At 66.2% G+C, this 20,806-nt stretch carries 16 protein-coding genes; 9 read left to right on the forward strand and 7 right to left on the reverse strand.

From position 1 onward, the window contains the following. Positions 1-16 precede the first annotated feature (16 nt). Complete coding sequence (locus ABGV18_RS08015; RefSeq protein ID WP_396581516.1) at positions 17-2,161, forward strand: PAS domain-containing protein; 2,145 nt, start codon at positions 17-19, stop codon at positions 2,159-2,161. An 89-nt stretch (positions 2,162-2,250) separates the two neighbouring features. Here the strand turns inward: ABGV18_RS08015 and ABGV18_RS08020 are convergent, their stop codons facing one another. The 6 genes from ABGV18_RS08020 to ABGV18_RS08045 are packed head-to-tail and all read right to left on the reverse strand — an operon-like array spanning position 2,251 to position 8,282. Further along, on the reverse strand, positions 2,251-2,601 hold the full coding sequence (locus ABGV18_RS08020; protein WP_396581517.1) for a Na+/H+ antiporter subunit G: 351 nt from the start codon (positions 2,599-2,601) through the stop codon (positions 2,251-2,253). 14 nt (positions 2,602-2,615) lie between these two features. Then, the gene (locus ABGV18_RS08025; RefSeq protein ID WP_396581518.1) at positions 2,616-2,885 is read right to left on the reverse strand and encodes a K+/H+ antiporter subunit F; all 270 of its coding nucleotides are present in this window, start codon (positions 2,883-2,885) and stop codon (positions 2,616-2,618) included. Then, positions 2,882-3,418, reverse strand: coding sequence for a Na+/H+ antiporter subunit E (locus ABGV18_RS08030; protein ID WP_396581519.1), 537 nt, complete (start codon positions 3,416-3,418; stop codon positions 2,882-2,884). The genes ABGV18_RS08025 and ABGV18_RS08030 overlap by 4 nt, the downstream gene beginning before the upstream one ends. Then, positions 3,419-5,038 carry a monovalent cation/H+ antiporter subunit D gene (locus ABGV18_RS08035; RefSeq protein WP_396581520.1) on the reverse strand — a complete coding sequence of 540 codons (1,620 nt, stop codon included), beginning with the start codon at positions 5,036-5,038 and terminating at the stop codon, positions 3,419-3,421. Further along, positions 5,035-5,406 (reverse strand): Na+/H+ antiporter subunit C, encoded by a 372-nt coding sequence (locus ABGV18_RS08040; RefSeq protein WP_396581521.1) that lies wholly within the window; start codon positions 5,404-5,406, stop codon positions 5,035-5,037. Before ABGV18_RS08040 ends, ABGV18_RS08035 begins: the two co-directional genes overlap by 4 nt. Further along, positions 5,403-8,282, reverse strand: coding sequence for a monovalent cation/H+ antiporter subunit A (locus ABGV18_RS08045; protein ID WP_396581522.1), 2,880 nt, complete (start codon positions 8,280-8,282; stop codon positions 5,403-5,405). The genes ABGV18_RS08040 and ABGV18_RS08045 overlap by 4 nt, the downstream gene beginning before the upstream one ends. An 815-nt stretch (positions 8,283-9,097) precedes the next feature. Here ABGV18_RS08045 and pcnB point away from each other — a divergent pair. From pcnB to tilS, 6 genes are all read left to right on the forward strand, one after another. Beyond that, positions 9,098-10,459, forward strand: a complete 1,362-nt coding sequence (pcnB, locus tag ABGV18_RS08050; protein ID WP_396585579.1) for a polynucleotide adenylyltransferase PcnB — start codon at positions 9,098-9,100, stop codon at positions 10,457-10,459. 14 nt (positions 10,460-10,473) lie between these two features. After that, complete coding sequence (gene folK, locus ABGV18_RS08055; RefSeq protein ID WP_396585580.1) at positions 10,474-11,067, forward strand: 2-amino-4-hydroxy-6-hydroxymethyldihydropteridine diphosphokinase; 594 nt, start codon at positions 10,474-10,476, stop codon at positions 11,065-11,067. After that, on the forward strand, positions 11,064-11,846 hold the full coding sequence (gene panB, locus ABGV18_RS08060; RefSeq protein ID WP_396585581.1) for a 3-methyl-2-oxobutanoate hydroxymethyltransferase: 783 nt from the start codon (positions 11,064-11,066) through the stop codon (positions 11,844-11,846). Before folK ends, panB begins: the two co-directional genes overlap by 4 nt. Next, on the forward strand, positions 11,846-12,721 hold the full coding sequence (gene panC, locus ABGV18_RS08065) for a pantoate--beta-alanine ligase (protein ID WP_396585582.1): 876 nt from the start codon (positions 11,846-11,848) through the stop codon (positions 12,719-12,721). The genes panB and panC overlap by 1 nt, the downstream gene beginning before the upstream one ends. A 156-nt stretch (positions 12,722-12,877) precedes the next feature. Next, positions 12,878-13,837, forward strand: coding sequence for an acetyl-CoA carboxylase carboxyltransferase subunit alpha (locus ABGV18_RS08070; protein ID WP_396585583.1), 960 nt, complete (start codon positions 12,878-12,880; stop codon positions 13,835-13,837). Further along, a complete protein-coding gene (tilS, locus tag ABGV18_RS08075; protein ID WP_396585584.1) occupies positions 13,818-15,224 on the forward strand; it encodes a tRNA lysidine(34) synthetase TilS in 1,407 nt (468 codons plus the stop codon). Before ABGV18_RS08070 ends, tilS begins: the two co-directional genes overlap by 20 nt. A gap of 433 nt (positions 15,225-15,657) precedes the next feature. Here tilS and dacB read toward each other — a convergent pair whose 3' ends face one another. Further along, on the reverse strand, positions 15,658-17,160 hold the full coding sequence (gene dacB, locus ABGV18_RS08080; RefSeq protein WP_396585585.1) for a D-alanyl-D-alanine carboxypeptidase/D-alanyl-D-alanine endopeptidase: 1,503 nt from the start codon (positions 17,158-17,160) through the stop codon (positions 15,658-15,660). 307 nt (positions 17,161-17,467) lie between these two features. On the opposite strand from dacB, the gene prfB reads away from it, so the two are divergent. After that, a protein-coding gene (prfB, locus tag ABGV18_RS08085; protein ID WP_396585586.1) for a peptide chain release factor 2 occupies positions 17,468-18,566 on the forward strand; the annotation gives its coding sequence in 2 pieces (ribosomal slippage) (positions 17,468-17,542 and positions 17,544-18,566; 1,098 coding nt in all). 719 nt (positions 18,567-19,285) lie between these two features. After that, positions 19,286-20,782, forward strand: coding sequence for a lysine--tRNA ligase (lysS, locus tag ABGV18_RS08090; protein WP_396585587.1), 1,497 nt, complete (start codon positions 19,286-19,288; stop codon positions 20,780-20,782). Positions 20,783-20,806: the final 24 nt, after the last annotated feature.

Genomic DNA, 20,806 nt, shown 5'->3' on the forward strand with positions numbered 1-20,806 from the left:
TATGAGAATCGGGGCCATGCGACCGGCGTTACCGATCACGGTCGCATACCTGCTGTTTGCCTCCCTGTGGATATGGGTCACCCAGTGGCTCCTCGGGCGGCTGGGCGGGGCCCATTGGGAAATATCCACGGCGGGGCTCGTCTTCGGCGAGATCTTTGTGCTGGTGACCGGGGCCGTGCTCTACGTGCTGGTCGACCGCTTGACCGCCGCGCGTCAGGGCGTTGTCGATTTCGGTCCGGGACGAGTGCGGGCCCGTCAGGGGTGGCTTATCGCCATGCTGATCGCGCTGGTGCTGATCGCGGTAATGCAGATCTTTATCGCGGCGGTGGCGGCCCGGCAATACGCCCCCCTGTTGCTGGACAAGGCCCAGCGTGAAGTGGCCAACCTGGCGGCCATTCGCGCTATTGAACTGGATAACTGGATTGACGAGCGCGACCAGCAGGTCGACTCGGTGGCGCAACGACACGACTGGCTCAAGGATTGGGTCGCCCGCCTCGACGAGGGCGAGGTGGATGGATTCCCGGATGACCTGCGTCGCGGCAGCCTGATCACCCGATTTCGCTCGATCACGCTCCTGAATCCGGATCGCACCCCGCAACTGCAGACGGGCGCGACCAACGTGGTGCCACCGGATATGCAGCATTTCGACCAGGCAGCCGTCACGGGCGAGGTCCACACCGTGACTCGCTTCACCCACGGTCGAGGTGGTGCCGACCTGTTCTGGATTCTCCCGGTCTACGACGATCGCACGGCCGTTAGTCGGGGGCCGTGGTATCTCATGTTCTGGACCCGGCTGAATACCGAGAGCCTTTTGTCGGATGCCGAGGACGACGGGTTGCAGGTGCGGGCGGGCGAGGGGTTGCGCACCTTGCTGATCAATGCCCCGACCGATCCCTCCAGCGGCTCGAGCTTCTGGCCCATGTTGGTGTTGGACCCGAGGGACGCGTCCGCGACCGTCAGCGAGACACCCGCGGCGATTGTCGATCGCCTGAGGGTGGGTCTGTCGCAAACCGGGGCAACCTCGGATGCCGAAGACGGGGCCGGCGAGGGGGTTACCCGGATCGAGGGTGCCGACCGTGTCTATGCCACCGTTGCCGTGGACCGTCTGTCGGCCCGTCTGCTCGTGCTTCAGGACCGTCGCGAGGTGCTTGCGCCGGTCGATCAGCTGGAAAAATGGCTGAGCCTGACCGCCATGCTCTCGACGTTCGGCCTGTTTGCCGCGTTGCTATTTCTGTGGCGTTTCCTGCGTGGACGCTACGGTGCCCGTAGCGCCAACGTTGTTCGCGAGCGCGACTTCTGGCGCCACGCCTGGCTGGACATGCCGGCGTTGGGCCTGATCGAAATCGAGCCACGGCGATTGCATGTGATTGTCGCCAACCGGCAGGCAGCCGATTGGTTCGGTCGAGCCCGCGAAACCCTGGTGGGCACGCCGTTATTCGATCTGTTCGAACCCACTGATCCCGCCTCGCCGCTGGCCGGGGATCCCGAAACCATCTTGCCGGCCTATTTTGCCCGCGGCGCAGTCGACCGCGTGGCCCTGGAGGGTCGAGTATCGGGACAAGGCGCGGTTGGCCCGATGTGGCTGGAGTTGCGTGTACTGCGTGACAGCGAGGGGGAGCCACAGCGGATGATCGGCATGCTGCGCCCGGCGCGCGCGACCGATGACACCGCGTTGCGCGCGCAGATCGATCACCTGACGGCCCGCTGTGCGCTGTTGCCGGCGTCCGAGCGTGCGGTGCTGGGCGCGGCGCTGGCCGAGCAGCGAACGAGTCCGTTCCTCGATGTCCGCACGATTTCCCTGGCGACCGCACAGATCCACGATCGCGCGGCGCTTATCGCCTACCTGGAGGCCCACCTCCCCGAAAGCCTGCGCCATCACCAGGCGTTGTTGCGGCCGTTGGCAGATGAACTGGGCCGGGTGCTGGTCAGTGGCGAGGGACGTTGGGTTCACAGTGACGCCGGTGATTCGTTGAAGGCTGGTGGCGGTATTCCCGCGGTCATCAATGCCGTCGGACACAGCGTGGTGATGCTGCCCGAACCGATGCGCGAAGAGGGTGTGGTCGCGGTGCGTCTCTACATCAGCCAGGATCGCTGGGAGATCACGCCCGGTCTGTTTGCGGCGATCGAGCGACTCCACCATGTCTGCTGTTTTGCCGACTGAGCCGGGCACAGGCGTCTACCCAACGAAAACGCCCCGTGACGATGTGATCGTCACGGGGCGTTCGGCGTTTGGGGCGAGTGGTTCAGGCGCTATGGGGGCGGCGGTTCGTTCTCTTGCTGTGGTTTGCCGGCCGATTCATGGCGCGGATTGTCACCGGACAGTTCCCGGTGCATGCCGGCGCGCGCCATCAGCAGGGCACTGATCGGCGCGGTCAGAAACAGGAAGACCAGGATCAGGATCTCGTGGACCGAAAGGCTGCCGCGACTGGAGAAGTACACCGCCGAGGCCAGCAGGATGCTGCCCACGCCGAGGGTGGATGCCTTGGTTGGGCCGTGCAGGCGCATGAAAAAGCTCGGCAGCTTGGCGAGGGCCAACGAGCCGAGCAGCACGAAAGCGGCGCCAAACAGGATCAGAAAGCTGACGATGAGTTCGAAAAGCATGACGGGCCTCCGGGCTATTCGACGATGTCGCCGCGAATCAGGTACTTGCTCAACGCCACCGTGGTGATGAAGCCCAAAACGGCGATCAGCAGCGCGGCCTCGAAGTTGATCGAGGTCTCGAACCAGATACCCAGCGCGATCAGTAGCGCGATGCCGTTGATCGACATCGTGTCGAGGGCGAGCACGCGGTCGGTCTGATCCGGTCCCTTGAACAGCCGGTAGGTCGTCAGGCCCATCGCGATGACGATCAGGATCAGGGCAATGCCGAGACTGACGTGAATCATGATTCTGTTCCTGGGTTGGATGATGGACTCGCTGCGGGGTTGGTCGTTTGGCCGAATACCCGCATCAGGCGTGATTCGTAGCGCTGCTTGATCTCGGCGATTTCCTCGCTTAGGTCATCGGCGTGCAACGCATGCACCCACAGGCGGCTTTGATCCGGGCTGATCCGGCAGGAAACCGTACCCGGCGTGAGCGTGATGGTCGCTGCGAGGATGCTCACCGGCAACGGCCCCTGCAGGTCGAGTTCCATCTCGAACAGTTGCGAGCGCAACGCGCGGTTGGGGCCAAGTACCTGGCGGGCGACCACGAAATTGGCGCGGATGATGTCGACCACCACGATGCCCAGATAGCCCAGCAGCGCGACGGGGCTTTTTACCCCGGCGCGGATCTCCCAGAAGCGATGCGTGATCCAGGGGATCACCAGGGCGACGATGGCGCCCATCACGATCGAGGCCGGGTGGATGCTGTTGTTGATCACCAGCCAGCTGATCAACAGGACCAGGCTGAGCAGCGGTTGAGGCAGGATGCGACGCATTTAGTGTTTACCTCCCTCGTAATCCGGGTAATCCTGGCCGAACTTGCCCGGGGCGGTCTCCGGCAACAGGATGCCGTCAGGCATCACCGCCTCCAGGTAACCCGACGGCGTCGTGATCTGCACGGCCGTCGTCTCCAGCCACTCCGACAGCGGGTGGGCACCCACGACCATCACGGTGGCGATCGCGAGCGGTGCGATGCTCAGGGCCAGACCCGGCATGGGCGTGCGCGCGTCACGCGGGGTGGAGTGAGCCGGGTGACCCGGTGTGGCCTGCGACTGGTAGAACAGTCGGCTGCCCGTGCGCGCCAGGGCAATCACCATGATCAAGCCGCTGATCAATACTACGGCGAAGATCGGTGCCATCAGCGGGCTCTCGACCGCGGCGGCCAGGATCATCACCTTGCCGAAGAAGCCGGTCAGCGGCGGCAGGCCGGCCATGGCGATCGCGTAGGCGAAGAACAGCGACCCCACGAGAACCGCGTGCGGCATGGGCGGCGCGGCCTCGATGCCGTCGCCCGCCTCGGGGCGGTGGCGCATCAGCAGCCCGGCCAGCAGGAAGAACCCGGCGGAGAGCACCGTGGTGTGGATCCAGTAATAGAGTGCGCCGCTGATCGCGAGTTCGCGCTCCGAGCCGGTCACCAGGCCCAGGGCGATCAGGATGGTGCCCACCGAGGCCACGATCAGGTAGGCCACCTGGCGGCGGAGCGTGCGCCCGGCCACCACGCCCAGTGCCGCGAGCAGCAGGGTGATCAGGCCCAGCCACAAGAGCCAGGGGGCGATCAGGGCGGTGGTCTCGACCAGCCCGCCGATGGTATTGCCCGACAGCATGACCGAGTCGACCCGCAACACCGAGTACAGGCCCACCTTGGTCATGATCGCGAACAGGGCAGCGACCGGGATCGAGGCATAGCCGTACGCCCCCGGCAGCCAGAGGTACAACGGGAAGGCTGCCCCCTTGATCAGGAACACCACGAACAGCAGGAAGATGGCCGTCGTGACGATCGGCACCGCGTCCGGGGCGACCTCTGGCAACTTCAGCGAGATGTCGGCGAGGTTGAGGCTACCGACCGTGCCGTACAGCGCGCCCACGGCGAACAGGAACAGCGTCGAGCCGATCAGGTTGACCACCACGTAATGGAAACCCGCCCGGGTGCGCTTGCGGCCGTTGCCGTGCAGCAGCAGGCCGTAGGAGGCCAGCAGCAGCACCTCGAAGAACACGAACAGGTTGAACAGATCCCCGGTAAGAAACGCGCCGTTCAGGCCGAACAACTGCGCCTGGAACAGGGCGTGGAAGTGCGGCCCGGCGGCATCCTCGTCGCGGCGCACCGCGTAGAGCAAGGACAGCATCGCGACGATCGAGGTCAGCACCACCATCAGGCCGGACAATCGGTCGAATACCCAGACGATGCCGAACGGCGCGGCCCAGCTGCCCAGCTCGATCACCTGCGGGGTGTTGCCCTGTCCGGCCATCAGCAGGCCAACGCTGACGACCAGCAACACGGCCACGCCGGCCAGGCTGATCCCGCGCGACAACACCGGCGCACGCTGGCCGGTCATGGCGAGAATCGCCGCCAGCGCGACCGGTAGTAGAACCAGCAGGGAAATCAGGTTGGCCGTCATGCGCGCGGCTCCTTCTTGCGTTCAATCACCCGGTCGGCCTGCGGGATGTGCGTGCCATCGACGTGGTCATTGCCCAGCGCGGCGCGTGCCTTCAAGGCGAGCACGATGACGAAGGCCGTCATGGCGAACGCGATCACGATGGCGGTGAGCACCAGCGCCTGGGGCAGGGCATCGGCGGAACGCTCGGTCGCCCCCACCACGGCGGGGGCGGCGGTGTGCAGTCGGCCCATGGTGAACAGGAACAGGTTGACCCCGTAGGACATCAGGGTCAGGCCCAGGACGACCGGGAAGGTCTGGGCGCGCAGCACCAGGTACACGCCGGCCCCGGTGAGTACGCCGATGAGCAGGGAAATGGCCAGGTTGGTCATGCGTCTCTCCCCCCGCGGGTTTCGTTGCTCGCGGGGCTTGCCTCGATGGATGCGTAGTCGGGATGCTCGACCGCGTGATCGGTCAGGCGACCGAGGTTGAGCAGGATCAACATGGTCGAGCCGACCACGACCAGGAACACGCCCAGATCAAAGGCGATCGCCGAGGCGACCTCGATGTCGCCGATCACCGGCAGATCCAGGTGCGTGAACGCCGAGGTCAGGAACGGCACACCGAAGACCATGGAGACCAGCCCGGTGCCCAGCGCGATCAAAAGGCCTGCCCCGAGGATGCCGTGGATCGGCAGGTGGAGCTTGCGCTCGGCGGCCTCGATGCCGTTTGCCATGTACTGGGCGACCAGGGCGCTGGCCACGATCAGCCCGGCGATGAAGCCGCCGCCCGGCTCGTTGTGCCCGCGCAGGAACACGTAGATGCCGAACAGCAGGGTCAACGGCAGGATGATCTGCGTGAAGGTCCGCAGCATCAACGGATGCGGGTCGTCGCTCCAGGCGCGTCCGAACGGGTCGCGCCGCGAGGAGGGCAGCGACAGGTTGTGCAGCATGGCGAAGATGCCCAGCGCGGCCAGTGCCAGCACCGTGATCTCGCCGAAGGTGTCGTAGCCCCGGAAGTCGACCAGGATCACGTTGACCACGTTATGGCCCCCGCCGCCGGGCACGGAATGCTCCAGGAAATAGCCCGAGATGGTCTCGAACGGCCGGCTGATGATCGCGTAGGTCAGCGCCGCAATGCCGCCGCCGATCACCGTCGCGATCCCGGCATCACGCCAGCGGCGGGCAGGCGAAGAGAGCTTGCGGCTCTGCTGCGGCAGGTAGAACAGCGCCAGCAGCAAGAGGATCATGGTCACCACCTCGACCGACAGCTGCGTCATGGCGAGATCCGGTGCCGAGAAGCGCGCGAAGATCATCGCCACGCCCAGCCCGACCACGCTCATGGTGATCAGCGCGAACAGGCGCTGGCGGTGACCGATCACGGTAACCAGGGCGGCGACGATGATCAGCAACATGCCCAGCCAGGTCACCCAGTCGCCGCTGTCCTCGACCGTGCCGCGGTCCAGGGCCGCTTGCACACCCGGGAGACCAACGGTCTGGATGTAGCCGACCAGTCCGGCGATCAGCGAGAAGACCAGCGTGAGGATCACGATTCGGCCCAGTCGACCGTTGTCCAGCCCGCCCGTGACGCCCGATCCGGTGCGCATCAGCAGCTCTATGAGGCGGTTGTAGACCGTGCGCGCGTCGAGATGTGCCAGCGAACGGGCATGCCAGCGGAAGATCGGCGCGCGGTTCAGGTAGAGCAGCAAGCCGCCGATCAGGGCGATCGCGCTCATCAGCAGCGGCAGGTTGAAGCCGTGCCATAGCGCCAGGCTGTACTCGGGCGGCTCGGCCTGCAGCACACCGGTGACGGCCACGTGCAGCAGCGGGCCGACCACGAGCGCCGGGAGAATGCCCACGGCGAGACAAAGCACGACGAGCAGATCGATCGGGCGCTTCATCATGCCGCGTGGCTCGTGCGGCTTTTTCGGCAGGTCGCCGTCGGGCTTGCCAAAGAAGGTGTCGTGCACGAAGCGCAGGGAATAGGCCACCGACAGCAAACCACCCAGCGAGACCAGGATCGGCAGCAGCCACACCGGCCCGATGTCGCCGGCGACCCGCACCGACTCGGTGAAGAACATTTCCTTGGAGAGAAAGCCGTTGAACAGCGGCACGCCGGCCATCGCCATCGCCGCGATCATGCCCAGCGCGGCGGTGTGTGGCATGTACTTGACCAATCCGCCCAGGCGACGCATGTCGCGGGTGCCGGTCTCGTGGTCGACGATGCCGGCGACCATGAACAGGCTCGCCTTGAAGGTGGCGTGGTTGATGATGTGGAAGATGCCCGCCACGGCGGCCAGTGGCGTACCGAAACCGAACAAGAGCGTGATCAGGCCTAGGTGACTGATGGTCGAGTAGGCCAGCAGCCCCTTGAGGTCATGCCGGAAAAGCGCGGTATAGGCGCCCAGCAGGAAGGTGATCAGGCCCGCGGTGGAGACGATGATCACCCACAGCTCCGTGCCGGCCAGCGCCGGGAAGAAGCGCGCCAGCAGGAAGATGCCGGCCTTGACCATCGTCGCCGAGTGCAGGTAGGCCGACACCGGCGTCGGCGCGGCCATGGCGTTGGGCAGCCAGAAGTGGAACGGGAACTGCGCGGATTTCGTGAACACGCCCAGCAGGATCAGGATCAGTGCCGGGGCATAGAGGTCGTGGTTCTTGATCAGATCGCCGGACGCCAGCACATCGGTCAGCTCGTAGGAGCCGACGATGTGACCGAGGATCAGCACGCCGCCGAGCAGGGCCAGCCCGCCGGCCCCGGTGATCGCCAATGCCAGGCGCGCGCCGTAGCGGGCCTCCTTGCGATGCTGCCAGTAACTGATCAGCAGGAAGGAGGCCAGCGACGTGAGCTCCCAAAAGATGACCAGGTTGATCATGTTCTCGGAGAGCACCACGCCCAGCATCGAGCCCATGAACATCATCATGTAGGCGAAGAAGCGCCCCATCGAATCGTTGGGCGACAGGTAGTAGCGGGCGTAGACGACGATCAGCAGGCCGATCACCAGGATCAGCCCGGTGAACAGCAGCGACAGGCCGTCGAGGCGGAAACCGAAGGACAGCCCGGCGGCCTCGATCCAGGCATGCGAGGTGGCCACGGGCATCTGGCCGACGTGTAGAGCGACCAGCCAGGAGAAGAGCGCCAGGGCAGCCAGCGTGGCACCACCGGCCACCCAGGCAGCCGCATAACGGTTGATGCGGGCGCTCCAGGCCGCCAATGGGGCGGCCAGGAACGGCAGCAAGACGACTGCGGCCAAGAGTTCGATCGCGTTCACGAACACGGTCCTTATGCGGGTGAAATGGAGCCTGAGTCCGGGTATGGTCCGGCTGCCCGGTGGGCACAGTTAGGGAAGGTCTGCACGAATACCCAATGCCTCTGGCTTACCGGCTTGTTCGCCATCAAGGCGTCGATTCGACGGCGGGTCCAAGGCGATCCCCCGGGCCCGGCGAGAATCGGCAACACCGAGGGCGGGCAAGCCGGCAAGCTCCGTAGGGCGAGCCGCCAGGCGCTCATCTTCGGTGTCGCGAGGTTCGTCCTTGAACCTCGCCCTCCGGGCCGGTTTATACCGGCCGGATCGGCTTCCTGCCGATCCGGTTTCGCGCTTGCAAATGCCGACGGCCATTGAACTGCGCACGGCGCCTTGCATCTGAACGTCTAGCGACCCGCAGAGGCATTGGCTATTCGTGAAGACCTTCCCAGCGCAAAATCCTAGCACAGAAGTCCGTCGGGATTCCCTGTAGAGCCGCGACAGCATCGCATTTGCGCGCCGCCACTCGTGTTTATCCTGCGGGCGCGCGCGTGACGCGATCATCGGGTGTCCCTAACCGTTACCCTGGCCATGACATGGGCCGGATCGGTGGGTAAATCACGCGAGCCCGATCATAGTGATAGACTTCGCCCTTCTTGAGGAGCCTCTGCACGAATAGCAATACGACTTGGCAAGCCAGAGTGGTGCTGCAATCCGTGCAGGGGGTCCGTAATCCATCCGTGGCCCGCCGGTGCGTTCGAAGACGCGTCCGGCCCGCACAACGCCCGAACCGGGTCGATGCCGGCCGCGGCGATCAATGGCAGACCGTTTTGTCAGATAACGTGACTCCAATTCAGACCCGAATCCCCGCCGAGACCCATGGCATCTCGCTGAATGACCTGAGCGATAACGCCCGGTTCGTCCTTGAGCGCCTGCACGAGGGCGGCTTCGAGGCCTACGCCGTCGGCGGTTGCGTCCGCGACCTGTTGCGCGGCCGCAGCCCGAAGGACTTCGACGTGGTCACCGACGCGCGCCCCGAGCAGGTCAAGCGCCTGTTCAAGCGGGCGCGCATCATCGGCCGGCGTTTCAAGATCGTGCATGTGGTCTTCCGCGACGAACTGATCGAGGTGACCACCTTCCGCGGTGGCGACACCGGCGAGATCAAGCGCGCCGACGGCGGCATGATCACCCGTGACAATGTCTTCGGCAGCATTCACGAGGATGTCTGGCGGCGCGATTTCTCCTGCAACGCCCTCTACCTCGACTTCGCCTCGGGCGAGCTGATCGACTACGTCGAAGGCCTGACCGACATCCACAGCGGTCGGCTGCGCGTGATCGGCGAGCCGGAGGCGCGCTACCGCGAGGACCCGGTGCGGATGCTGCGCGCCGCGCGCTTCGCCGCCAAGCTCGGCTTTCATCTCACGCCGGACAGCGAGAAGGCGATCGCGCATTGCCGCGAGACGCTCGCCGACATTTCCCCGGCCCGCCTGTTCGACGAGACCGTCAAGCTGCTGCAAGGCGGCGCCGGGCGGCAGACGGTCCTCGAACTGCGCCGTCTGGGGCTGCTCGAGTACCTGTTCGATGGGCTGGCGACCTGGATCGAACCCAACGACCCGGCCAGCGACTGGGTGTTGATCGAACCGGTGCTCGAGGCCACCGACGAGCGGGTCGCCAAGGAACTGCCGGTCAACCCGGCCTTCCTGTTCGCCGGCCTGTTCTGGCGCATGCTGGGGCGCCACCGCGTCCAGTGGATGCACCAGCGCGTGTCGGGTGATGACGCGATGGTGCTCGCCGCCGACGAGGTGCTCGCCGTGGCCGCGCGCCGCCTGATGATCCCGCGGCGGCTGGCCGAGATCATCCGCGCGATCTGGACGCTGCAGCCGGAGCTCGAACGTCACGCGCCGGCCCCCGGTGCCCCAGGCAACAGCCAGGGCAAAGAGAAGGGAGAGGGCAAGCTCACCGACGAGCAGCGCGCACTGACCGAAGCACCGTGGTTCCGGGCGGCGGTGGATTTCCTCTGCCTGCGCTCGCGGACCAGCGAGGTCGACGAGTCGGTGTGCACCTTCTGGCGACGTCATGCCCCGGAACGCGGTAGCCGGGACGAGGTGCCGATCGAGGCATTGCAACCGTCGGATTTCGGCAAGAAGCGTCGTCGCCCCCGTCGGCGCAAGCCGGGCGGCAGGCCGAAATCCACCGGTAGTTGAGTCCGGGGGCACTGATGGTTCGGGAAATCGCGACCATCGGCCTGGGTGCCAATCTCGGTGACCCGGTCGACCAGATCGAACGGGCGGTGGAGGCCATCGACAGCCTGCCGCTGTGCGAGGTGTGCGCGGTATCCGGCCTTTACGCCAATCCGCCGATCGGCCCGCAGGACCAGCCGGACTACATCAACGCCGTCGCCGAGATCGAGACCGCTTTGGCCCCCGAGGCGCTGCTGCGGGCCCTCAAGGGCCTCGAGCGCGCGGCGGGTCGTTCTTACACGCGGCACTGGGGCGAGCGCATGCTGGACCTGGATATCCTCGCCTTCGGCGATCGCCAGATCACGTCCCCCGGACTGACGGTGCCGCACCCGGAAATCGCGCATCGGCATTTCGTACTCGCCCCGTGGCTCGAGATTCGCCCGGATGCCCGTCTGCCCGATGGCGCGCCGCTGGCCGGCTGGCTGGAAGCGGTTGCCGACCATCCGCTGCGATTTTTGCGCGCGATGCACTGGCAGCGCCGCCGTGACGAATCGAGCCCAACCGGCGGGGCGCGTCCCCGTGCCACCGACCCAACGAACTCTCGCACCAACCCCACGCGGAGATCGACATGACCCGTTCCCGATTGCGCCAGGCCAAGATCGATCGCGTTCCCATCGCCATGCTGACGGCCTACGAGGCCGGGTTTGCGCGGGTCGCGGCCGCGGCCGGGGTCGATGTGTTCCTGGTGGGCGACTCGCTCGGCATGGTGGTCCAGGGGCAGCGTGACACGCTGGCCGTCTCGGTCGACGACGTCGCCTACCACACGGCGATGGTGCGCCGGGGCGTGGGCGATGCGCTCGTGATCGCCGACATGCCGTTTCTCAGCGATGCCACCGTCGATCGGGCACTGGATGCCGCCGGCGTGCTGATGGGCGAGGGCGGGGCGGACATGGTCAAGCTCGAGGGCGGGGCCGAGAAGGCCGAGATCGTTCGCGCCCTGACCGACAGTGGCGTGCCGGTCTGCGGGCACGTGGGGCTGCTGCCCCAGCGGGTGCGCAAGCTGGGCGGCTACCGGGTGCAGGGCCGCGAGGCGGCCGATGCCCGCCGTATCCTCGAGGACGCCCAGGCCCTGGTCGCCGCCGGCATCGACCTGCTGGTGGTGGAATGCGTGCCCAGCGAACTCGGTCGCGCGCTGGCCGAGGCGGTCGACGTGCCGGTGATCGGCATTGGTGCCGGCGTCGATACCGACGGCCAGGTGCTGGTGATGCACGACATGCTGGGGCTGACCGAGAAGCCGCCGCGCTTCGTGCGCGATTTCCTGGTCGAGGGCGGGTCGATCCATGGGGCGTTCGCCGCCTACGTGGCCGCGGTGCGTGAACGGCGCTTCCCCACCGCCGAGGAAAGCTTCTGATGCAGGTGATTCGCGACATCCCCGAGTTGCGCGACTGGCGCGAGTCGGTGGCATTCGATGCCCGTCGCGTGGGGTTCGTGCCGACGATGGGCAACCTGCACGCCGGTCATCTGGCGCTGATCGACCACGCCCAGCGACGCGCCGATGCGGTGATCGTCAGCATCTTCGTCAATCCGCTGCAGTTCGAGGACCCGGACGATCTGGCGCGCTACCCACGCACCGAGGAGCACGATCTCGAACGGCTCGAGCGCGCCGGGGTCGCGGCGGTCTTCCTGCCCACCGAACCCGAGCTCTATCCCCACGGCCAGGACGAGATCGTGCGTGTCGACGCCGGCCCCCTGGGCGATCGCCTTGAAGGGGCCGCGCGTCCGGGGCATTTCACCGGCGTGGCGACCGTGGTCACCAAGCTGTTCAACCTGGTACAGCCGGACGTGGCGGTGTTCGGCGAGAAAGATGCCCAGCAGGTGGCCGTGATCCGGCGACTGGTGGCCGATCTCGACATGACCGTGGAGCTGGCGATCGAGCCGACGCATCGTGAACCCGACGGCCTGGCAATCAGTTCGCGCAACCGCTTTCTCGATGCCGAGCAACGCCGGCAGGCCCCGGCGGTGCACCGCGCCCTCAAGCGTGCCGCCGAGTCCCTGGCCGGTGGGCACACGGTGGCCGCGACCCTCGCCGGCGCCCGTCACTGGCTGAGCCAGCAGGGCTTCGCGGTCGACTACCTGGCCTACTGTGACGATGAGCGGTTCGAGGAGCAGACCCGGCTGGTCCCGCATGGGCGATTGTTGGTCGCCGCGCGACTGGGCGGGGTGCGCCTGATCGACAACCTGGCCGTGCACACCCCGCATCCGACCAGCCTCGAGAGCGATCGCTAAGGGCGCTCCCGACCCATCGTCAGTGGCCCCGATTTACGCCGGGGCGGCAATTTCGGCACAATACACGTCTGTCTCGCCGCCGTGAGCGACCGTTTCGGTCCCGGCACCTCAGCGAGACGGCATACCTAACTACCCGCCCAAACAGCGCAGGCGTCTATGAATCCGAACTATCTCGACTTTGAACAGCCGATCGCCGAACTCGAGGCCAAGATCCGCGAACTCCAGCTCATGGACGACGACCAGGGCCTGGACATCGACGAGGAGATCGAGCGGCTGCGCACCAAGTCGACGGACCTGACGCGTTCGATCTTCACCAACCTCGGCGCCTGGCAGGTTAACCAGTTGGCGCGCCATCCGCAGCGACCCTACCTGGCCGACTACCTCGAGCAGGTTTTCACCGATTTCCGCGAGATGCACGGCGACCGTGCCTTTGGCGACGACCCGGCAATCATCGGCGGCATGGCACGGCTCGACGGCCTGCCGGTGATGGTCATCGGTCAGCAGAAAGGCCGGGATACCAAGGAAAAGATCCGCCGCAACTTCGGCATGCCGCGCCCCGAGGGCTACCGCAAGGCCAAGCGCCTGATGGAACTGGCGGAGAAGTTCGGCCTGCCGGTGCTCACCTTCATCGACACGCCGGGCGCGTACCCCGGCATCGACGCCGAGGCGCGCGGTCAGAGCGAGGCGATCGCCCGCAACCTCTACGTGATGGCCGACCTGAAGACCCCGATCATCGTCACCGTCATCGGCGAAGGCGGCTCGGGCGGCGCACTGGCCATCGGCGTGGGCGACCACGTGATGATGCTCCAGTACAGCACCTACTCGGTGATCTCCCCGGAGGGTTGCGCGTCCATCCTCTACAAGAGCGCCGCGAAGGCTCCCGAGGCGGCCGAATCGCTCGGCATCACCGCCGATCGTCTCCGGGAGCTGGGCTTGGTCGACGAGGTGATCCCCGAGCCCTGCGGCGGTGCGCATCGCGACGTGCCGGCCATGGCGTCCTCGCTCAAGGCGAGCCTGAAAAAGGCGGTCCTCGCCCAGATCGATCGGCCCACCGAGGCGCTGCTCGAGCGTCGCTACAAGCGACTGATGAGCTACGGTGAGTACGCCGAACGCTAACCGGTCCACGCCGACCGGCCCGGACGGGATACCTCGCTCAGCCAGCCCGTCGTCGGCATCCCATGTCCTGCTCGCCAGCTCTGGCGGTCGTGATTCCCTTGGCGCGCTGGCCCGCTTGGCGCAATGGCGTGACCAGGGGTGCTTCGCGCGGCTGTCGGTCGTTCACATCGATCACGGCCTGCACCCCGACGCCCTGGACTGGGGCGAGATCGCCGGTGAACAGGCCCGGGCTCATGGCTGCCCGTTCGATGTGCGCCGGGTTACCGTCAGGCGTGCGTCGGTGGGAGCGGGACGTGGCTCGACCGAGGCGGCCGCCCGCGAGGCGCGTTACCGTGCGCTCGATGCCGCGCTGACCGAGGCCGCCTCGGACGATCCCGAGCATCCGCCCGTGCTCGTGACGGCCCACCATGCCGACGATCAGGCCGAGACCATCCTGCTGGCCCTGATGCGCGGGTCCGGCGGCCGGGGTCTATCGGGCATGTCGGCCAGGCGGTCGCGTGGGGCGTTCGCCCATTGGCGACCCTTCCTGGAAACCCCTCGCGAGGAACTCGAGGCAGTGGCCCGTGCCAGCGGATTGGGCTGGGTCGACGATCCGGCAAACGACGATCCCGGATTCGCCCGCAATCACCTGCGCCACCACGTCCTGCCTGAACTGCGGGCATTCTGGCCCGATGCCGTCGGCCGGATGCGCACCAGTGCCCAGCGATTGACGATGGAGCAAGGCCTGCTCGGCGAACTGGCCGCGATCGATGCCGACCAATCACTGGACGGGCCGACGCTCGACTGGAGCAAGGCGACGGCACTGCCGCCGCACCGCCAGTGCAACCTGCTGCGCCAGTGGCTTGCCCGCCTGGGCTGCCTGCCCCCGCCACCCGAGCGGCTGGGCGAATGGCTGGCCCAGTTGCGCACCGCCGCGGCCGACCGCCAACCCTTGCTCGAATGGCCGGGCGGCCAACTGCGGCGCTACCGCGACCAGATCCACTGGCTACCGGTCTTGCCCGAACCGACTCGACCGCTTGACTGGCCGGCTGACCAGCCTTGCCTGCGTCTCGAGGGCGAGCGTGAAATCTGCCGCCGCCCGACTCGTGGCGGTGTCGACGAGGGCACCAGCCTGCGGCACTCCACGGACGAGTGGCGCTTGCGGCCGGTTGGCGGCAGCGAACGCCTGCGTCCGGTCGAGGGGCGTCCGAGCCTACCGATCAAGCAATGGTTCCAGGATCAGGGCATCCCGCCGTGGGAACGCCCCGCGGCCATCGGGGTGGAGGTCGGCGGGCAGCTGGCCGTCGTGCTGGCTGGCGAGCATTGGCTGGTGGATATGGCGTTCCGGCCCAACCCCGACGAGCCCGCCTGGGTTTTGACCGAAGTGCGGGAGTCGAGAACCGGCTAAGCCAAGCCGGGCGCATGGTCTCGGCCAATAAGGGTGGGTTCGATTGACATCGAATCAATGGGTTGCAGCAGACTATTGATTCAGAATCTTGGGGGTGGTTCCGCCGGGTGCCATCCCGTGGGAGCGGGCCCCGCCCGCGAAGGCGACGCGCAGTCGCCGCCCTGTTGATCGGATGATCCCGAGCCTGTTTCCAGGGAATGAGCAAGGACACGCGCCCGGCGCGTTTCGCTTGCAAGGCAAGCTCCCACAACGGTTAAGGGCACCGGTAGGAGCGGCTTTAGCCGCGAAATGTCCCGTTTCTCGCAGGGGTGAAACGCTATCCGAAGGCGCGACCTGCAGGAACGACTTTAGCCGTGAAATGCCGGTGTGCCACCCTGCGGCCTTCGCGCCTGAAGGCGCTCCTACGGGCGACCGGCTCGCCCTGTGCCGACCCTCAGCCGTTCTCGTACAACCACGTCAGCAACGCGTCCTGCACGCGGGTGCCGCCGCCGTATTGCACGCCCTGTTCGTTGTGCAGCATGACCACCACGTAGCGTCGCCCCGATTTGGCGAGCAGGTAGCCCGCGCCGGCCCGGACGTCGCGCAGCGTGCCGGTCTTGATGTGGGCGTGACCGCGGATCGAGCCGCTGGTCAGCCGCTTTCGCATGGTGCCGTCGATCCCGGCGATCGGCAGGGTGGCAATCACCTCCGGCATGTAGGGGCTCTTCCACACCGACAGCAGCATGTCGCTGATCTGGCGCGGCGACAGCCGCGCGATCCGCGACAGCCCCGAGCCGTTTTCGACCACGGCACCTTCCCAGTTGATCCCACGGTCGGCGGCCCATCGCTCGATCACCCGTGCGGCCTTGAGCTTGGTGGCCGGCGTGCCCTCGATTTCCGCGCCGAGGGTCAGCATCATCTGGCGCGCCATCACGTTGTTCGACCACTTGTTCATCAGCCAGAGGTAATTCGTTAGCGGGCGCGAATCGTGGGTGATCAGGTGCCTTGAGCCGGCCTGCACGAGCCCCTTGCGCCAGTGGCCCGTGATCGTGCCGCCGGCGGATTCGAACAGCTCCTTGAAAGCGTGAAAGAAGGCATCGTGCGGGTCGCCGGCGACGCGGTAATACAGGTGCGGCGCACACTGGCGCGAGACGATGCCGCGCACCTGGATCTCCGCGCCCGGATCGGTGGGGTTACGGATGTCGATCACGGGCTGGTTGGTGTTGTTGCGGCAGGGTTGATCGACCAGGTTGAGCGTGTTCTGCAGCGCCATGCGCGGGTTCGGCGGCCACGTGGTTACCGAGGATTCGTCATCGCCGTGTGGCGTGATGCTGATGCGCACGGCGCGGTTGTCGAGCAACAGCGCGTTGGGCAGGGCGTTGTAGACCCGGTCCGGGCGGTTGTCGAAATCGCCCGGGTCGGCGGTGATCGGTGCGAAATACGAATCGTCGAGCACCACGTCACCGCGAATCTCCTTCACCCCCAGTTCGTGCAGGCGGCGCACGGCGTCCCACAGGTCCTCGCTGCGAAACCAAGGATCGCCGTAGCCCTTGATGTAGAGATCGCCCGCGATCACGCCGTTGACCGGCACCGAATCGGCCAGGAATTCGGTTTTCCACTTGAACGTCGGCCCGAGCACGTCCAACGCGGCGACCGTGGTCACCAGCTTCATCACCGAGGCGGGGTTGAACAATCGGTCGCCCTGGTGGTTGATCAATGGGGTGTCGCTGTCGACCGCCTGCACCCAGAGGCCGAAATGATTGGCATCCAGCTTCTGGGCCGCGAGTTCCGCGGTCACCTTGCCCGGCAGCGCGTTGTTCGCCGCCGGGGTGGCCAATGGCACAACCAGCAGGCAGGCCAGGCCCAGGGCCTGTGCCAGGGCCTGGGCCTGGAGCCAGCCGGTCGTCGGGGTGGAGGAAGGGGGCGTGGGCATGTGTCTGGGTAGCATCGGTTCCATGGGGTATTGGTCGTCCGTTGGGTCGGAAATTTTAGGCTGGGCCGAAACCAGGGATCACTGCCGGGGACATCGGTCGTAACGTATTCAAGGCCCGTAAGGGCCCGCGCGGTTGAGTCTCATCATGCCACAGGGAGAAGGCCTGCAAAGATGGGGATGCCGCTCCCTCGATTCCCCGTCGCCATGCGCTTTGAGGTAACCGTGGGCATTCAGTAAACTACCGCACTTCCTGTCGAATCCGAGCCTCGTTCGGATTTGATCAGATGACGCTTGCTTCAAATCTCATCGACTACCAGCGAAACCGCATTCCATGGCCGAAATCAACCTGATCGTGAACCGAATCGACAACCTCATCGAGCGCTCCGAGTCGCTCCGGGGGTACCTTTGACTACGATCTGAAGAAAGAACGTCTAGAAGAGGTCGATCGCGAGCTGGAAGTTCCCGACGTCTGGAATGATCCGGATCGCGCCCAGGCGCTCAACAAGGAGCGCGCCTCGCTGGTGCGTATCGTCGACACGCTCTCCGAGATGCGCGACGGCCTGACCGACGCGCGCGAAATCCTCGAGATGGCGGGCGAGGAGGACGACGAGGAGACCATTGCCTCGGTCGAGTCCGACGTGTCGACCTTCGAAAAGCAGATCGAGGATCTCGAGTTCCGCCGCATGTTCTCCGGCGAGATGGACGAGTCCAACGCCTACATGGACATCCAGGCCGGTGCCGGCGGCACCGAGGCGCAGGACTGGGCCTCCATCCTGCTGCGCATGTACCTGCGCTGGGCGGAAAAGCACGGCTTTACCACCGAGATCACCGAAATTTCCGACGGCGAGGTCGCCGGCATCAAGTCGGTCACCATCCGCTTCGAGGGCGAGTTCGCCTTCGGCTGGCTGCGCAGCGAGACCGGCGTGCACCGCCTGGTGCGCAAGTCGCCGTTCGATTCGGACAACCGTCGCCACACCTCGTTCGCCTCGGTGTTCGTCTCCCCCGAGATCGACGATGCGATCGAGATCGAGATCAACCCGTCCGACATCCGCACCGACGTCTACCGCGCCTCCGGGGCCGGCGGCCAGCACGTCAACCGGACCGAGTCCGCCGTGCGGTTCACCCACACCCCGACCGGCACCGTGGTGGCCTGCCAGTCCGAGCGCTCGCAGATCAAGAACCGCGACCGGGCCATGAAGCAGCTCAAGGCCAAGCTTTACGAGTTGGAGATGCAAAAGCGCCGCGCCGAGGCCCAGGCCGTCGAAGACACCAAGGCCGACGTCGGCTGGGGCAGCCAGATCCGCTCCTACGTGCTCGACCAGAGCCGCATCAAGGACCTGCGCACCAGCCACGAGACCGGCAACACCCAGGCCGTACTCGACGGCGACCTCGACCCGTTCATCGAGGCCAGCCTCAAGAGCGGCCTGTAACGCCAAACGAAGCCCCCCTGAGGGAGCGAGCCCCGCTCGCGAAGGCCGCCCAAGCGGCTGTCCCGGCCAGGGCACCGTGCCCAGCCCAACCGGGGACTCGCGCCAAGGCGCGATTCGCTTGCAGGGCAAGCTCCCACAGAGACAGGAAGCACACTGTAGGAGCGGCTTTAGCCGCGAAATTCACCGGAGACGACCTCCGGCTTCGCGCCTGAAGACGCTCCTACAGCCACACTGTGGGAGCGAGCCCCGCTCGCGAAGGCCGTCCAGGCGGCCGCCCCGGCCAGGGCACCGTACCCGGCCCAACCGGGGACTCGCGCCAAGGCGCGATTCGCTTGCAGGGCAAGCTCCCACCGGGACAGGAAGTAAATTGTAGGAGCGGCTTTAGCCGCGAAATTCACCGGAGACGACCTCCGGCTTCGCGCCTGAAGGCGCTCCTACAGCCACACTGTGGGAGCGAGCCCCGCTCGCGAAGGCCGTCCAGGCGGCCGCCCCGGCCAGGGCACCGTACCCGGCCCAATCGGGGACTCGCGCCAAGGCGCGATTCGCTTGCAGGGCAAGCTCCCACCGGGACAGGAAGCACACTGTAGGAGCGGCTTTAGCCGCGAAATTCACCGGAGACGACCTCCGGCATTCGCGCCTAAAGGCGCTCCTACGAAACGCGTTTGCAAGAAGACACGCCGGCACCGTCCGGCCCAACCCCACCACCAAGAGCCGAAACCATGGCCGAGCAAAAGCCCGCACTCGACGAGAACCAACTGATTGCCGAGCGCCGCGAGAAGCTCAAGAAGCTGCGTGAGACCGGCAACCCGTTCCCCAACGACTTTGACCGTGAGCACATGGCAGGCGAACTGCAGGCCGAGTACGGCGAGCACGACAAACCGTGGTTCGAGGAGAACACCGTGCGCGTCGCCGTCGCCGGTCGCGTCATGGCCAAGCGGGTGATGGGCAAGGCGAGCTTCCTCTCCATCCTCGACCAGTCCGGTCGCATCCAGTTCTACGTCTCCCGCGACGACGTCGGTGCCGACGTCTACCAGGACTTCAAGACCTGGGACATCGGCGACATCGTTGGCGGCGAGGGCGTGCTCTTCAAGACCAACAAGGGCGAGCTCTCCGTGCGGGTCGATGCCATCCGCATGCTCACCAAGAGCCTGCGCCCGCTGCCGGACAAGTTCCACGGCCTGTCGGACACCGAGTCCCGCTATCGCCAGCGCTACCTCGATCTCGTCATGAACGAGTCGGCGCGCAACACCTTCCGCGTACGCAGCCGCGTGATCCAGTTCATCCGCGACTACCTCAACCAGCGTGGGTATCTCGAGGTCGAGACGCCGATGATGCACGTCATCCCCGGCGGGGCGGCGGCCAAGCCGTTCATGACCCACCACAACGCGCTCGACATGCCGCTGTACCTGCGCATCGCGCCGGAGCTGTTCCTCAAGCGCCTGGTCGTGGGCGGCTTCGAGCGGGTCTACGAGATCAACCGCAACTTCCGTAACGAGGGGCTCTCCACGCGGCACAACCCCGAGTTCACGATGATCGAGTTCTACCAGGCCTACGCGGACTACCAGGACTTGATGAACCTCACCGAGGACCTGCTGCGTCGCTGCGCGCAAGAGGTCCACGGCGGCACGTCCATCGAGTACCAGGGCGACACCTTCGAGTTCGGCAAGCCCTTCGAGCGCCTGACCGTCCGTGAGGCGATCCTGCGCCACAACCCGGACCTTACCGCCGCCGACATCGACGAGATGGACAAGGCGCGCGCCGTGGCGGAGAAGCTGGGCATCCCGCTCAAGGACAGCTACGGCCTTGGCAAGGTGCAGATCGAGATCTTCGAGAAGACCGCCGAGCACAAGCTGCACGACCCGACCTTCATCACCGAGTATCCGGCCGAGGTCTCACCGCTGGCCCGTCGCAAGGACGATGACCCGTTCGTCACCGAGCGCTTCGAGTTCTTCGTCGGTGGCCGCGAGATTGCCAACGGCTTCTCCGAGCTCAACGACGCCGAGGACCAGGCCGAGCGCTTCGCCCAGCAGGTCAACGAGAAGGAAGCCGGCGACGAAGAGGCCATGCACTTCGACGCCGACTACATCCGCGCGCTGGAGCACGGCATGCCGCCGACGGCGGGGGAGGGGATCGGCATCGACCGGCTGATCATGCTGCTGACCGACTCGGCGTCGATTCGGGACGTGCTACTGTTTCCGCATATGCGGCCTGAGTAAATTCGCTTTAAAAATCCGCCGTTA

The sequence above is a fragment of the Guyparkeria halopsychrophila genome (genome assembly GCF_044582135.1).
In the GTDB taxonomy this organism is placed as follows: domain Bacteria; phylum Pseudomonadota; class Gammaproteobacteria; order Halothiobacillales; family Halothiobacillaceae; genus Guyparkeria.

Excerpts from the sequence above, each read along its gene's own strand:
- ABGV18_RS08015 (WP_396581516.1), top strand. The coding sequence starts at position 17 with ATGCGACCGGCGTTACCGATCACGGTCGCATACCTGCTGTTTGCCTCC.
- ABGV18_RS08020 (WP_396581517.1), bottom strand. The coding sequence starts at position 2,601 with ATGCTTTTCGAACTCATCGTCAGCTTTCTGATCCTGTTTGGCGCCGCT.
- ABGV18_RS08025 (WP_396581518.1), bottom strand. The coding sequence starts at position 2,885 with ATGATTCACGTCAGTCTCGGCATTGCCCTGATCCTGATCGTCATCGCG.
- ABGV18_RS08030 (WP_396581519.1), bottom strand. The coding sequence starts at position 3,418 with ATGCGTCGCATCCTGCCTCAACCGCTGCTCAGCCTGGTCCTGTTGATC.
- ABGV18_RS08035 (WP_396581520.1), bottom strand. The coding sequence starts at position 5,038 with ATGACGGCCAACCTGATTTCCCTGCTGGTTCTACTACCGGTCGCGCTG.
- ABGV18_RS08040 (WP_396581521.1), bottom strand. The coding sequence starts at position 5,406 with ATGACCAACCTGGCCATTTCCCTGCTCATCGGCGTACTCACCGGGGCC.
- folK (WP_396585580.1), top strand. The coding sequence starts at position 10,474 with ATGGTTCGGGAAATCGCGACCATCGGCCTGGGTGCCAATCTCGGTGAC.
- panB (WP_396585581.1), top strand. The coding sequence starts at position 11,064 with ATGACCCGTTCCCGATTGCGCCAGGCCAAGATCGATCGCGTTCCCATC.
- panC (WP_396585582.1), top strand. The coding sequence starts at position 11,846 with ATGCAGGTGATTCGCGACATCCCCGAGTTGCGCGACTGGCGCGAGTCG.
- ABGV18_RS08070 (WP_396585583.1), top strand. The coding sequence starts at position 12,878 with ATGAATCCGAACTATCTCGACTTTGAACAGCCGATCGCCGAACTCGAG.
- dacB (WP_396585585.1), bottom strand. The coding sequence starts at position 17,160 with ATGGAACCGATGCTACCCAGACACATGCCCACGCCCCCTTCCTCCACC.
- lysS (WP_396585587.1), top strand. The coding sequence starts at position 19,286 with ATGGCCGAGCAAAAGCCCGCACTCGACGAGAACCAACTGATTGCCGAG.